Raw genomic sequence first — 13,116 nt, 5'->3', positions numbered from 1 at the left:
CGGCCGTGTTCCAGGACCTCGACGAGACGCTGAAGGCATTGCTGGACGACGCCGCGGCGCCGGCCGAGCTCCGGGCCGCGGACGTGAGTTTCGATACCCCGGACAAGGACTACAGGCCGGCTGAGGCAACGGTGAACCTGTTCCTGCACGAGGTGACGGAGAACCGGAGCCTCCGCGACGAGGCGCGCGTGCTGGGCAGGGTGGCCGATGGCTACACCTCGCGGCTCCCGTCGCTGCGGGTCGACTGCACCTATCTGGCCACGGCGTGGTCCGCGCAGAGCGGCGGTCTCAAGGCGGCCGAAGAGCATCGGCTTCTGGGCCTCGCCCTGCAGTGGCTCAGCCGGTTCCCGGTGGTGGCGGAGCGGTTCCTGCGCGGCGCGCTGAAGACTCCGCCGCAGCCCTACCCGTTGCCCACGACGGTGGCGCAGGTCCAGGAGAACAGGTCGACCGGCGACTTCTGGACAGCCCTCGGCATCGCGCCCCGGCCGGCGTTCCCGGTCACGGTGACGGTGACCGTCGAGCCGTACGACGAGGTCGAGGAGCTCCCCGCGGTCCAGAAGGTGCACCTGCGCAGCGGCCTGGTCGACGACCCGCTGTTCCGCGGCGTGGTGTTCGACAAGTCGCTCGTACCGGTCGCGGCCGCCACGGTCTCCGTCGACGGCACCGGCGCCCAGGCGACCTCCGGTCCGGACGGGGAGTTCGCCGTACCGGGACTCGAGTTCGGGTCGTACACGCTGACAGTGCGGGCGAGCGGGCGGCCCGACGAACAAGTCGCCGTGACGTTCGCGGCCGACCATCAGACGCAGACGGTGGTCCTCTCGGGGGCCTAGGCCGCGACAACGCAGCAAACGGAAAGGCGGGAGAGCAGCGATGGTCGACTACGCGACAGCAGCGCCCGGGATCCATGTGGAGGAGATCACCCCCGCGGGCCCGATCGAAGGAGCGGGGACGAGCGTGGCGGCGCTGATCGGCACGACGGCGACGCTGCCGACCGGTGACGCGCTCGGGAAGCCGGTGCCGGTGACCAGCTGGAACGCGTACAAGGACAGGCTCGGCGAGTACAAGTCCGGGCAGAACCTCCCGTACGCCGTCCGCGGGTTCTTCGACAACGGGGGAACGTTCGCGTACGTGGTGCCGATCAAGGACATGGGCGGCCTGGACGGTGCACTCGAGCAGCTCAGCCGGTTGCCCGACGTCGGCCTGGTCTGCGTGCCGGGGCTGGTGGACCCGGCGCTGCAGAAGGACAAGGTGATCAAGCACTGCGAGGATCTGGGCGACCGGTTCGCGATCCTGGACGGCATCCAGGACAAGGACCCGCTCAAGCCCGGTGGCCCGCTGCTCACCCAACGGGCCGGACTACTCTCCCCGAACGGGTTCGGCGCGCTCTACTGGCCGTGGATCATGATCCGCGACCCCGCCGGGGCAGCGGGCGACACGATCGCGATACCGCCGTCGGGTCACCTGGCCGGGGTGATGGCCCGCTGCGACAGCACGATCGGCGTGCACAAGGCACCGGCGAACGAGCAGGTACGCGGCGCCGTCGGCCTGGACTTCACGCTGAACGACACCGAGCAGGGGGCCCTGAACCAGCAGAACATCAACGCACTGCGGGTCTTCCCCGGCGGGCCGCCGCTGGTGTGGGGTGCGCGGACGCTCTCCGCCGACGTGCCCTGGCGCTTCGTCAACGTCCGGCGGCTGGTGTCGTACGTCGAGGACTCGCTGGTGGCCGGGTTGCGCTGGGCCGTGTTCCAGCCGAACACCCCGGGACTGTGGAAGAGCCTGCAGCGATCGATCACCGAGTTTCTGACCCGCGTGTGGGAGGCCGGTGGGCTGTTCGGTCAATCCGCCAAAGAGGCCTTCTACGTGACCATCGACGAGTCTCTGAACCCGGCGCCGGTTCGTGACCGCGGCGAGGTGATCGTCGAGATCGGCCTGGCCGTCACCCGGCCGGCCGAGCACATCGTGCTGCGGATCGGCCTGTGGGACGGCGGCGCCAAGGTCAGCGAGGGCTGATCCCACCGGGCACCGGATGCCCGGTCGAGAGGAAGTGGCAACTCGGGATTGGGAGGGCAGGATGCCGCAGACAGGACAACGCGTCGATCCGTACCGCAGCTTCAACTTCCTGGTCGAGCTGGACGGGATCGCGCAGGCAAGTTTCACGGAGTGCAGCGGGCTCGGCTCGACCACGGAAGTGATCGAGAATCGCGAGGGCGGTGACAACACCACGGTCCGGAAGCTGCCCGGCAAGACGACGTACACCGACATCACGCTGAAGTGGGGAGCGACCACGTCGGTCGAGCTGTGGGAGTGGCGGCTGCAGATCGTGCAGGGCCTCGTCGTCCGCAAGAACGGCTCGATCGTGGTCTTCGACCTGGCCAACAGCACCGAGGTCGTGCGCTGGAACTTCGACCGGGCCTGGCCGACCAAGTGGGAGGGATCGGCGTTCAACGCCAAGGGCAGCGAGATCCTGATCGAGACGCTGGTCCTCGCGCATGAGGGTCTGGACCGGGTATGACGGGTCAGCTGGTCACCGAGGTGCCGTTCGAGTTGCCGAAGGGGTACGTCGATGCCGACGGCACCTTGCACCGCTCCGGCACGATGCGGCTGGCGACGGCGGCGGACGAGATCTACCCGTTGCGTGATCCGCGGGTCCAGGGCTGGCCGGCGTACCTCATCGTGGTGCTGCTGGCCCGGGTGGTGACGAAGCTCGGCAGCCTGACAGACGTGAACCCGGGGGTGGTCGAAGGGTTGTTCTCCGAGGATCTGGCCCATCTGCAGGACCTGTACAACCGGATCAACGGGCTCACGCCGCACCTGTTCGCCGTGGTCTGCCCGCACTGCGGTGAGAGCCACGACGTGGAGGTGCCGCTGCTGGGGGGATAGCGGGCTACCCCTTGGACCGGGTCCACCAGGAGGCAGCCTTTCTCGGTCGGCACACGCACTGGACTCTCACCGAGGTACTGACGCTGGACCATGCCGAGCGCCGGCGATGGGTGCGCGAGGTGTCGGCTCAGGTCGAGCCGGGTTGATGGCGTAGGGAGGGGACGGCATGGACAGCATGGACGGTACGGCGCAGCGCCCTGAGACGCTCGGGGAACGGCTGGCCGTGCTCGCCGAGTACCTGCGGCTGCGGCACGCCGTCGGTTTCGCCTGGGCCCCTGGATTCGCGGCGGTCCTGGAGCGGCTGGACGCCTTCGATGATGCCTGGGCCGGGCGGTTCGAGCGGTACGAGGGCTGGGAGGACTTGGCCCAGCATCGCGGAACGTACCCGACCGCAGCTCCGGCCGGGCCCCGATCGTCCAGCGGACCTGCGGCGGCGGGAACGGTGGCTGCCGCGGTCCCTTCGGACGTCGGTGCGGTCACCGGTTCCGGCGTCGCTCCGGAGCCGCGGAAACTGCCGGTCGATGTTCGCGCCCGGCTCCGTGACATCGCCGGGCCTGGGGCCGACCGCATGCGGGTCCGCATCGATGCGAACGCCGACGCCGAGGCCCGATCGCAGCACGCCGACGCGGTCACCGTGGGAACGACCGTCAAGGTCCGGTCCGGACAGTTCCGGCCGGACACCGCCGAAGGCCTCGGCCTGCTCGCACACGAGGCGAGCCACGTCACGGCCTTGCTTGCCCGCGGCGCCGCGGCGCGGCGGAACACACCGTACGGCGTCGCGGCTGAGGAAACCGTCGCGGCACGCGTGGAGCGCTTGGGCCAGCAGTCTCCCGCGCTGAGCCACCCGGCCGGCGCCGCGCCGGTGGGGTACGACGCTCATGCCGTAGGTCCGACCCACCGTCCGCACCCGGGACCACAGAATGCCGCAGTACCCAGTGTCCCGTCGGCGCTGACTCCGATGCGGGCCGACGCCGATCGGCCGGAGGCGGCTCCCGCGCCCGCGCTCGTCGACGCCGACGGTTTACGCCACAGCATCGTCGAGGAACTGATGCGCCGGCTGCGGACCGACTCCGAGCGGGGAGGCTGAGATGGTGAGCCTGCTGGCCAAGGCCGTGCTGATCGACACCACCACCGGGGCTGGCCACGTGGTGATGTACAACCCCGAGGAGCTGAAGGTCGAGCAGGGCAACCAGTTCGCCGAGGTCGCCATCCCCGGGCTCAACGCCTCGCCGCTGCAGTACGTGCGCGGCAAGAACCGGGTCCTGACGATGGAGCTGTTCTTCGACACCTACGAGACCAAGGAGGATGTCCGGATCTACACCGCGCCGATCGTCGGGTTGCTCGACAAGCTGCCGCAGACGCTCGCGCCACCCGTGCTGCTGTTCTCCCTCGGCCGGGTGCAGTTCCGCTGTGTCCTCACCGATGCCGGCCAGCGGTTCACCATGTTCGCCCCGGACGGCACTCCGGTCCGCTCGACGATGTCGGTCCGCCTGCAGGAGTACGTCGACGTCTCGCTCGAGATCAGCCAGGGCTTGTTCCTCGGATCGCCGACCGCTTCGGCGATCGTGAACACGGCCCTCACCCCGATCGTGGCCGCCATCAGCCCGTCGGCCGCTTCGGCCATGCACGTGGTGCTGGCCGGAGAGACGCTCAGTGGCATCGCCGGTGCCTACCTCGGCGATCCCGCCCGCTGGCGGGAGATCGCGAAGGCCAACGGGATCGTCGATCCACTCGGCGTCCGGCCTGGTGCCGCGCTGGTGATCCCGGGTCCGCCGACCGGCCCGTCCGGAGCGGGGCGGACGTCGTGAGGGCCCCGCCGTACGCCCCGCGCTTCGACGTCCGCCTGTCCGGTGTGACACTGGCCGCCGACCTCGCCGACCAGGTGCTCAGCCTGACCGTCGAGAGCGACCTCGACCTGGCCGGCTCGTTCAGCCTGAGCCTGCGCAACCACGACAACGCCTTGCTCGACTCCGCCCTGCTCGATGTCGGCAAGACCGTCGAGATCCACCTCGGCTACGCGCAGGACCTGGTCCCGGCGTTCCTCGGCGAGATCGCCTCGATCGAGCCGTCGTTCCCGGCCGACGGGCCACCGACGATCACGGTCTCGGGGTACGACAAGTCGTACCGGCTGCGGCACACCCAGCCCGAGCCGCGCGCGTACGGCGATCTGAACGACAGCCTGATCGCGGCCCAGATCGCGGCCGAGAACGGGCTCACCCCGATCGTGGACCCGGTCCCGTTCCACGCCGACCGGGTCCAGGTCGAGACCGACATGGCGTTCCTCAAGGCCTGCGCCGCGCAGTACTTCTTCGACGTGTACGTCGAGTGGGACCGGCTGCACTTCCACTTCCCGCGGCCGCAGCTGTCCGCGCACACCCTGGAGTGGGGCAAGAACCTGTCCAGCTTCAGCCCGCGGATCTCGGCCACCGGCCTGGCCGGGGTGCAGCAGGTCCGGGTCTACAACCAGGAGCTCGCGCAGGCGCTGACGGTGACCATGCTGGCCGCGGACCTCGATGCGGACAATCTGGTCGAACGCCTCGGCAGCTCGGCGGCGCAGCTGCTGATGTCCTTTGTGCGCAAGGGGATCCGGCGCCAGGCGATCGGCAACCCGGTGCAGGCGGCGGCGGTGGCCAAGGCGATCCTGTCGAACCTGCTGGAGGGTACCTACGAAGGCAGCGGATCCTGCATCGGGATCCCGGACCTCTCGGCCGGTCGCTACGTCACGATCGCCGGGGTGGGGAAGCGGTTCAGTGGCACCTACCGGCTGCGCAAAGTGACGCACCGGATCGACGGCAACGGGTTCCGGACCGACTTCTCCATCACCCAGAGCGGGCACTCGAGCCTGCTCGGGCTGCTGCGGAAGAAGCTGGTCGAGGCGCCGTCGCCGAACCAGGCCGAGAAGTTCTACGGCGTGGTGCTGGGTGTGGTCGAGGACAACAACGAGCTGGCGGCGGCAACGGTCACACCCGCGATCGGGCGGGTCAAGGTGAGCTTTCCCGGACTGGCGGACACCTTCAAGAGCGGCTGGGCGCCGTGTGTCCGGCCGATGGCGGGCGACGGCACCGGGTTCTACGCGCTGCCCGACAAAGGGGATCAGGTGCTGGTCGCCTTCGAGCACGGCGAGCTGTCGAAGCCGTACGTGCTGGGTGCGCTCTGGACGGCGCTGCGCAAACCACCGGCAGACAACGCGGACGGCCAGAACACCAAGAAGGTGCTCAAGTCCAAGGCGGGACACACCATCACCTTCGACGACACCGCCGGCGGGGCGGCCCTGACGATCAGCGCGGCCGGTGACCTGTCGATCAAGGCCACCGGGCAGATCACGCTCGCGGCGGCGGGCGGCAGTACGGCGATCACGCTGGCCGACGACGGAGTGGACGTGACATGACCGAGGAGGGGAGTCGATGATCGTTCCAGCGGTGCTGACCACGGAGAGCACCCTCACCTGCGCCCACGGGTTCGCGGTCTCGGCCGGCAGTTCCAGCAGGCTGCGGGTCGGCGGCAAGGCGGTCCTGCTGGCCGATCTGGCCGGCCAGTCCATCGACTGCCGGCTCCCGGACGACCCGAACACGTCGACGAAGCACTGCACGAAGGTCGCTCAGGTATCGGCCGGCGAGTCATCCAAGCTCACGGTCGGCAGCGTGTCGGTACTGCTCGACGTCGTGGCCGGTCTGTCCGACGGCACCCCGCCGCCGACCGGGCCACCGCTGCTGCCCGCCGTCGCGCAACAGGCCAAGCTGCGAGCGGCGGTGGCGCCATGACGGATGAGGTGCTGGGCCGCGGACTGGCCTTCCCGTTGCGGATCAGCGGAACCGGGCTCGCGGAGTCCACTGCCGTCCCGCGGGTCGAGGAGTCGATCCGGATGATCCTCGGCACGCAGTACGGCGAGCGGCTGATGCGCCCGGGGTTCGGCTCCAACCTGAAGAGTCTGGTCTTCGCGCCCAACGACGCGACCACGGCGAGCCTGGCGCGGTACTACGTGACTGACGCGCTCGCCCGCTGGGAGCAGCGCATCGACGTACTCGACGTGCTGGTGACCAACGATGTCGACGCCGCGGCCCTCGTGATCGAGATCCGGTACCGCCTCCGGGTCACCGCCCAGGAGCATCAACTGGTCCTGCCCTTCCTGCTGGAGCGTGGCTGATGGCTCCCGAATCGAACCGCGGGCGGATCGTGCCGCCCGATCTGGACGACCGGACCTGGCAGGACCTGGTCAACCAGATGCGCGCGCTGATCCCGAAGTACGCGCCGCAGTGGACCGACCACAACCCGACCGACCTCGGCGTCACGCTGATCGAGCTGTTCGCCTGGCTCGGCGAGAGCATCATCTACCGGCTGAACCAGACGCCCGAGAAGAACTACCTGGCCTTCCTCAACCTGCTCGGGATCACCCGCGATCCGCCGACGCCGGCCCGCACTTACCTGACCTACAGTTCCTCGGTGCCCGGTCCGGTCACGGTGCCGGCCGGGAGCCAGCCGCAGACCGTCGACCCGGCCGGCGGGCGGCCGGTGGTGTTCGAGACCGACGAGGATCTCGCCGTACTGCCCACCAACCTGAAGGCGGCGCTCCGGGCCGGGCCGTTGGCGACGGGTGCGAACCGAGCGTCGTACCGCAACGTCTCGGCCGATCTCGTCGCCCCGCCGACCGCGAACCATCTGGTCGAGGTCCCTGCCGAGCAGACCGTCGCGTTCTACCTGGGGTTCGACCAGGCGGTGACGGGCGACGTGCCGCTGGAGCTCCTTCTCTACCAGGCGGCGCGGACCGCCGGGGCGGCCACGGTGCGCGCGACGTACTCGAGAGGTACGACGGAGCCGTTGAACTGGCCGGTGGTACCGACAGTTGGTGACGGGACCGAGGGGCTGCAGCACGACGGAGCGGTTCGACTGTCGATGCCGGGCGACTGGACCGCACAGCGCGCCGCGGGTCCTGATCCCACGAAGCCGTGGAAGACCGTGCTGCCGGCGACCGAAGCGGACCAGGTCACCGAGCCGCTGTTCTGGGTAGGCCTGCTGATCGACGCGCCGGCCGCCGTACCTCTGCCTGGCGGCGACCCGCCGCCCGCGCTCGCGATCGGTATCGACCGGCTGCTGTTCAACGCCGTCTCGGCGCGGGCCGCGCTGTCGATCCGGAGTGCGGAAGAGCTGGGCGAGAGCACCGGCCAGGGATTCCAGGTGTTTGCCCTGCGCAACCGTCCGCTGTACCGGCGGCCGGGGCTGACCGCGCCGTACGCCGATCTGGTCGTCCAGGTCGAGTCCGGGTCGCCGCCGGCCTGGCGGGACTGGGAGCTGGTCGACGAGTTCCCGCCCGGCGCGGGTGACGTCTATCGGGTCGATCCGGTCGCCGGCGAGGTGCGGTTCGGCAACTTCGACGAGCGGTCCGGCGAGGGGAGCGGCTCGGTGCCGCCGAGCGGCAGCAAGATCCGGGCCGCTCACTACCGGTACGTCGCATCCGGTGCCGGCGGGAACGTCGGACCTCGCCAGGTCACGGTCGTCGGCACACCTCCGGGCGGAGGGACGGCGAACGGCATCGCCGGGGTGACCAACCACGGCGCGGCCCGGGACGGCGCCGACGAGGAACCGATCGAGGAGACGATGCGGCGCGCGCCGGAGGAGCTGCGCATCCGCTACCGCGCCGTCACCGTGGACGACTACGAGTTCCTCGCGCGGGAGGCCAGCAACGACCTGCGGATCCGGCGCTGCCTGCCGCCACGGGTGCACGCCGCCGACGCGCCAGGGCAGCCGCCGCCGTGGCGGGCCGGGGACCCGTGGACGTTCGGCGGACTGGTCCGTGCGCCCGGCACGGTCAACCTGGTGATCGCTCCGGACCGGGCGGTCGAGGTGCCTCGGCCGGAACCGACCCAGGACCAGATCAGGCTGGTCCAGGCGTACCTCGACGAGCGCCGGGACCTCACCGCCCGGCTGGAGGTGGTCGCGCCGCGGTACCTGCCGGTGATCGTCAACGTCGAGATCATGGTCTGGCAGGAGGCGCTGGATGCGGGTGCCGACCGGGCCGCGATCGAGGCCGAGACCAGGGCCCGGATCCAGAAGTTCTTCCATCCGACCAGCGGTGGTCCGGAGGGGAAGGGCTGGGAGGTCGGGGCGCCGGTGTTCACCTCCGACGTCTTCCAGGCGCTGATGCCGACGAAGGACCTCGGCTTCATCAGCGTGCTGCAGGTGAAGCCGGACACGCCGGTCTACCACTTCCCGCCGCTCGGTCCCGGTGGGGCGTACAAGGGTGACGTCGAGCGGCCGTTCGCCCTCTCGACCTTCGGAGCGTCGGTGCGGCTGGCCGACTACGAGCTGGTCTGCGCGGCGGCGGACGCCGTACAGCAGGTCAAGACCACGCCGGTTCAGGTCTGAGCGCCGATGAGCGAGTCCAGCAGCTATCTCGCCTACCTGCCGCCGGTGCTCTGGCGGGACCGTCCGACCGCGGAGAACGAGGAGCAACTGCTCGAGCTCGGCGCGGCGCTGCGGATCTTCGAGAAGGTCGCGACCGGACTGGCGGACGACGTCCGGCTGACGCATGTCGACGCCGAGGATCCGGCCCGGACCCACAACCATCCGGGCCTCACAGACGAGATCGCCGACCTGCACCGGCTCTTCGATCCGTGGACCACACCCACGGACTTCCTGCCCTGGCTGGCATCGTGGGTGGCACTGGAGTTCCCCACGCTGCAAGGCGTTCCGTTGTGGGAGGAGTACCAGCGCCGCAAGGTGACTGCCGAGATCGCGCAGATCTACCGGCTGCGCGGCCGCAAGAAGGGCCTGAACCAGTACCTCGACCTGTATGCCGTCGGCCAGGCGCGGCCCCGGGTCAGCGTCGACGACGGCGCCCGGCTGCTGAGCGTGCTCCCGCGACCGGGCGAGTTGTCGACGGTCAGTGCGCTCGTCTCGCAGGGTCCGGTGGTCACCGCCGAGGTTGTGCGTTCGGAAGGTCTGACCAGACCCTGGTGCGTCGCCGCCGGTACCGATGGAAGCCTGTTCGTCGGGGACATCGGCCTGCCTGAAGGCGCGGCGGTGCGCCTGCCGGGCCGGGTCTGGCACCTCGACCCCGCGGGCCGCTACGAGCTGTCGGGTACGCCGCCCCGCCCGGCACCGCTGTCGCCGGACACCCCCAACCTCAAGGACATCGTCGCGGTCGCGGTCCGTCCGGACCGTGGTCAAGCGCCCGACACGCTGTACGTGCTGACCCGTACCGGCCGGCTGTTCGCGATACCGGCGCCGTACCGCGGAGTCCCGGCCACGCTCGTGACGACCTTGTCCACTCCGGGGACCGCCGTGTGGATGGTTGCCCTGGCCGTGGACCCGGCCACCGGGGACCTGCTCGCGCTCGACCGCGGCGGGCGGCCACCGCAGGCTCCGGCACCGACCGTGGTGACCGTCCGCCCGAGCCCGTTGACGGTTACCCGCACCGCGTTGGCGAAGGCGGTCGAGCCGCTGTCGATGATCGTCGACAGCGACGGCACGCTCCTCCTCGGCGACGGCGGCGATCAGGAGCCGGCCGGCGCACCGGTCGCGGGCAATCTGCTGCGTGTCGATCGGGGACCTACGCCCTGGCGCGAGACGATCCTGCTGCCGGCCGCCAATCCGTTGGTGGCACCAACGGGATTGGCGCGCACCCGGGCCGGGCTGCTGTACGTGCTCGACGTCGGACTCAAGCCGTTCGCTCCGTCGGCCACGGATCCGTTCATCTGCCCGGTCGCCGAGCCCGCGGCCGTCTACGCCGTCGACCTCGCCACGAGCCCGCCGACCTGCACGCGGATCACCGCGCCGGGGGAGTTCGTGTACCCGACCGGCCTGGCCGCGATCGGCGACCGGCTGGTGGTGAGCGACCCCGGACAGCCGGAGGTCTCGGGCCTGGAACCGTACTGGGGCCGGGTCCGGCCGTTCGAGTTCGACGTGTCGATCCACTTCACCGACTCGCGGCTGCCGGCCGATCCGGTCGTCCGCAAGCGCGTCCTCGACCAGGCCGTCGGCAACATCAGTTCGATCGTGTCGGAGCAGAAACCCGCCCACACGCTGTGGACCTTGAACACCTCGATCCTCTGAACAGAAAGGAGCCCTCCAGTGGCCGAGGGATGGCGATGACCGATCCACGACTAGCCGAGCGACTGACCGAGCTGCGGCGCGAGTACGCGCTCGGCGAGGGGCGGTTGCGGGAGCTGGTGCAGCAGGAGTCGGCCCTGCGGGAGACGTTGCTGCGGATCAGCGGGGCGATCCAGGTACTCGAGGAGCTGACCGGCGAGGAGCCGGACAGCAGACCGCAAGAGCCCGTTGTAGATGCCGATACCGACCGACAGGTCCTGAACGTTCCGTGAGCTGAGAGGAGTCGTCGATGAGTGCCACAGGCCTGGTCCGCACGCAGTACTGGAACGTCAGCGGTCCGAATCCCACACCGCGGTCGGGGATGACGTCGCGGGCGGAGTCGCGCACCGACGTCGAGGGGTATCTGCTGGTCGCGGACGCCGTCCGGAACGCCGTGACGTACACGTACGGCGTGGCAGGCGGGCTGCAGCTGTCGGCGACGACGGGGGAGACCGCGGTCACCGTGGCCACCGGCGTTGCCTTGGACGTCGGCGGGCAGATGGTGGTGCTGGCCGAGGGCGGGCTGGCGATCGTCGATCCGTTCGTCGGACCGACCGGCGTACAGAACATCCCGACCGTCCAGGTCGAGGCGAGCGGGGTCACGTTCGACACCACCGGGCTGGCCGGTGACATGTTGTTCACCATCACCTGGCGGGAGGTGGAGGAGGCGACGTCCGGCCTGCTGGTGCTGCACCAGGCGCCGTGGCTGCGGCTGGTGGACCCGGCGACCTTCGTCGACGACGGGCTCCAACTCGTGCTGGCGGTGGTCACGCTCGGGACCGGGGGCGTGGTGGATGCGCTCGCTCTGGGGGCGCGCCGGTACGTCGGGATTCCTGTCAGTCGCCTGGAGCTGCGGTCGCCGAGCCTCGACGTCGCTGGACCGACAGTCGGCCAGCGTCCGGTGGCGGAGCTGACCGGCCGGACCGATGGTGGGGTCGATCTCAACGTGCTTCCACCGACCGGGCCGCCGGGCAGGGCACTTTCCGTGCTGGGCGGCGGCGGAGACGTCGACGTCGCCGCGGGCCTGCGCGTGGGCGGTCCGGCCGTCCTTGCGTCGAGTCTGGCCGTCGCGGCCGGAGTCGAGACCGGCGGGGATCTGTCCGTCGCAGGCAACACCACCACTGGCGGCGACCTGGCGATCGCCGGCAACGCGACTGCGAGTCGCGACCTGACGGTCACGGGCAGGCTCACCGCGGGTGGCGATGTGGCAGTCGCGGGCAAGAGTTCCGTCGGCGGTGACCTGGCGGTTGCCGGGAAAGCCGCGGTGGCCGGGCAGCTGACCGCCGTCGGGGCTGCGCTGACGTCCCTGGCAGTCAGCGGTGGGGCCGATGTCGGTTCGAGCCTGGCGGTGCACGGCAGCGAGACGATCGGCATCGATCTCGTCGTCGCGCGCAACGTCGTGGTGGGCGGCCGGGTCGGGGTCAGGAAGAGCAACCCGGCGTTCGAGCTCGACGTGGCCGGCACGATCTGCGCGAACACCTTCTGCAACCCGTCGGACCTGCGGGTGAAGTCCGACGTCCGCGAGGTCGCGGACGTGCTCGACCGGCTGGCCGACGTCCGCGCGGTGACCTTCGTGCCGGCACGGACCGATCCAGGGACACCGGTCCGGCGGCACGCGGGAGTCGTGGCCCAGGACGTCGTCAAGTCGTTGCCGGAGCTGGTGATCCCGATGGGACCCGATGGCGTGCTGGCGGTCGACTACGCGGGCTTGGCCGGCGTACTCGTTGGTGCGGTCAACGAACTGCGTGCTGCCACCGCCACGCTGTCGGAGCGGGTCGCGGAGCTCGAGGACCGGCGCGGGCGGGACGACGATGTCCGCGGATGACCAGGCGTTCGACGAGTTCGACCTCGACCTGGTGTTCGGTGAGCTCGACCAGCACGGTGTCGTGCTCTACCTGCCGACCGGCCGCGAGATCCCCGGCGAGACGTGCAACACGAACAACGCGACCTGCCCGAACACCTGTCGTGCGACCTGTCCTGACACCTGTCGTGCGACCTGCCCGGCGACGTGCCGTGCGACCTGTCCGGCCACCTGCCGAGCCACCTGCCGGGCGACCTGCCAGGCCACCTGCCACGAGACCTGCCACCACCCGACCTTCGCGAACACGCACTGCTTCACCTGCCGATCAGGCTGCCAGGAGCCGTGAC

At 70.3% G+C, this 13,116-nt stretch carries 15 protein-coding genes; all 15 read left to right on the top strand.

What is annotated here, in order from left to right; translation table 11 throughout:
• Positions 1-5 precede the first annotated feature (5 nt).
• Positions 6-830 carry a Pvc16 family protein gene (locus tag OHB24_RS35530; protein ID WP_327635286.1) on the top strand — a complete coding sequence of 275 codons (825 nt, stop codon included), beginning with the start codon at positions 6-8 and terminating at the stop codon, positions 828-830.
• A 40-nt stretch (positions 831-870) separates the two neighbouring features.
• Entirely contained in the window at positions 871-2,013 is a 1,143-nt protein-coding gene (locus OHB24_RS35525; RefSeq protein ID WP_327635285.1) for a phage tail sheath family protein, read from the top strand.
• A 61-nt stretch (positions 2,014-2,074) separates the two neighbouring features.
• Positions 2,075-2,515, top strand: a complete 441-nt coding sequence (locus OHB24_RS35520; RefSeq protein ID WP_327635284.1) for a phage tail protein — start codon at positions 2,075-2,077, stop codon at positions 2,513-2,515.
• Positions 2,512-2,883, top strand: coding sequence for a hypothetical protein (locus OHB24_RS35515; RefSeq protein ID WP_327635283.1), 372 nt, complete (start codon positions 2,512-2,514; stop codon positions 2,881-2,883). The genes OHB24_RS35520 and OHB24_RS35515 overlap by 4 nt, the downstream gene beginning before the upstream one ends.
• 11 nt (positions 2,884-2,894) lie before the next feature.
• Positions 2,895-3,029, top strand: a complete 135-nt coding sequence (locus OHB24_RS43385) for a DUF6760 family protein (RefSeq protein WP_442913932.1) — start codon at positions 2,895-2,897, stop codon at positions 3,027-3,029.
• A gap of 20 nt (positions 3,030-3,049) precedes the next feature.
• Positions 3,050-3,970 carry an eCIS core domain-containing protein gene (locus OHB24_RS35510; RefSeq protein WP_327635282.1) on the top strand — a complete coding sequence of 307 codons (921 nt, stop codon included), beginning with the start codon at positions 3,050-3,052 and terminating at the stop codon, positions 3,968-3,970.
• A gap of 1 nt (position 3,971) precedes the next feature.
• Positions 3,972-4,691, top strand: coding sequence for a CIS tube protein (locus OHB24_RS35505; protein ID WP_327635281.1), 720 nt, complete (start codon positions 3,972-3,974; stop codon positions 4,689-4,691).
• The gene (locus tag OHB24_RS35500) at positions 4,688-6,271 is read left to right on the top strand and encodes a phage baseplate assembly protein V (protein WP_327635280.1); all 1,584 of its coding nucleotides are present in this window, start codon (positions 4,688-4,690) and stop codon (positions 6,269-6,271) included. Before OHB24_RS35505 ends, OHB24_RS35500 begins: the two co-directional genes overlap by 4 nt.
• A 16-nt stretch (positions 6,272-6,287) precedes the next feature.
• Positions 6,288-6,644 (top strand): hypothetical protein, encoded by a 357-nt coding sequence (locus OHB24_RS35495; protein WP_327635279.1) that lies wholly within the window; start codon positions 6,288-6,290, stop codon positions 6,642-6,644.
• Complete coding sequence (locus OHB24_RS35490; protein ID WP_327635278.1) at positions 6,641-7,027, top strand: GPW/gp25 family protein; 387 nt, start codon at positions 6,641-6,643, stop codon at positions 7,025-7,027. Before OHB24_RS35495 ends, OHB24_RS35490 begins: the two co-directional genes overlap by 4 nt.
• Positions 7,027-9,243 (top strand): baseplate J/gp47 family protein, encoded by a 2,217-nt coding sequence (locus tag OHB24_RS35485; protein WP_327635277.1) that lies wholly within the window; start codon positions 7,027-7,029, stop codon positions 9,241-9,243. Before OHB24_RS35490 ends, OHB24_RS35485 begins: the two co-directional genes overlap by 1 nt.
• Positions 9,244-9,249: 6 nt before the next feature.
• On the top strand, positions 9,250-10,932 hold the full coding sequence (locus tag OHB24_RS35480; protein ID WP_327635276.1) for a phage tail protein: 1,683 nt from the start codon (positions 9,250-9,252) through the stop codon (positions 10,930-10,932).
• Between the two features lie 35 nt (positions 10,933-10,967).
• Positions 10,968-11,201: a hypothetical protein gene (locus tag OHB24_RS35475; RefSeq protein ID WP_327635275.1), complete on the top strand. Its 234-nt coding sequence runs from the start codon at positions 10,968-10,970 to the stop codon at positions 11,199-11,201.
• 17 nt (positions 11,202-11,218) lie between these two features.
• Positions 11,219-12,793 (top strand): tail fiber domain-containing protein, encoded by a 1,575-nt coding sequence (locus tag OHB24_RS35470; RefSeq protein ID WP_327635274.1) that lies wholly within the window; start codon positions 11,219-11,221, stop codon positions 12,791-12,793.
• Entirely contained in the window at positions 12,780-13,115 is a 336-nt protein-coding gene (locus OHB24_RS35465) for a hypothetical protein (protein ID WP_327635273.1), read from the top strand. Before OHB24_RS35470 ends, OHB24_RS35465 begins: the two co-directional genes overlap by 14 nt.
• Position 13,116: the final 1 nt, after the last annotated feature.

The sequence above is a fragment of the Kribbella sp. NBC_00482 genome, assembly GCF_036013725.1.
Classification (GTDB): Bacteria; Actinomycetota; Actinomycetes; order Propionibacteriales; family Kribbellaceae; genus Kribbella.
Note: the sequence above shows the minus strand (reverse complement) of the source record. Positions and strands in the feature narration are given on the sequence as shown.

Bases quoted from the DNA above. Each gene is read 5' to 3' on its own strand.
- OHB24_RS35525 (WP_327635285.1), top strand. From the start codon at position 871: ATGGTCGACTACGCGACAGCAGCGCCCGGGATCCATGTGGAGGAGATC.
- OHB24_RS35520 (WP_327635284.1), top strand. From the start codon at position 2,075: ATGCCGCAGACAGGACAACGCGTCGATCCGTACCGCAGCTTCAACTTC.
- OHB24_RS35515 (WP_327635283.1), top strand. From the start codon at position 2,512: ATGACGGGTCAGCTGGTCACCGAGGTGCCGTTCGAGTTGCCGAAGGGG.
- OHB24_RS35510 (WP_327635282.1), top strand. From the start codon at position 3,050: ATGGACAGCATGGACGGTACGGCGCAGCGCCCTGAGACGCTCGGGGAA.
- OHB24_RS35505 (WP_327635281.1), top strand. From the start codon at position 3,972: ATGGTGAGCCTGCTGGCCAAGGCCGTGCTGATCGACACCACCACCGGG.
- OHB24_RS35495 (WP_327635279.1), top strand. From the start codon at position 6,288: ATGATCGTTCCAGCGGTGCTGACCACGGAGAGCACCCTCACCTGCGCC.
- OHB24_RS35490 (WP_327635278.1), top strand. From the start codon at position 6,641: ATGACGGATGAGGTGCTGGGCCGCGGACTGGCCTTCCCGTTGCGGATC.
- OHB24_RS35485 (WP_327635277.1), top strand. From the start codon at position 7,027: ATGGCTCCCGAATCGAACCGCGGGCGGATCGTGCCGCCCGATCTGGAC.
- OHB24_RS35480 (WP_327635276.1), top strand. From the start codon at position 9,250: ATGAGCGAGTCCAGCAGCTATCTCGCCTACCTGCCGCCGGTGCTCTGG.
- OHB24_RS35475 (WP_327635275.1), top strand. From the start codon at position 10,968: ATGACCGATCCACGACTAGCCGAGCGACTGACCGAGCTGCGGCGCGAG.
- OHB24_RS35470 (WP_327635274.1), top strand. From the start codon at position 11,219: ATGAGTGCCACAGGCCTGGTCCGCACGCAGTACTGGAACGTCAGCGGT.
- OHB24_RS35465 (WP_327635273.1), top strand. From the start codon at position 12,780: ATGTCCGCGGATGACCAGGCGTTCGACGAGTTCGACCTCGACCTGGTG.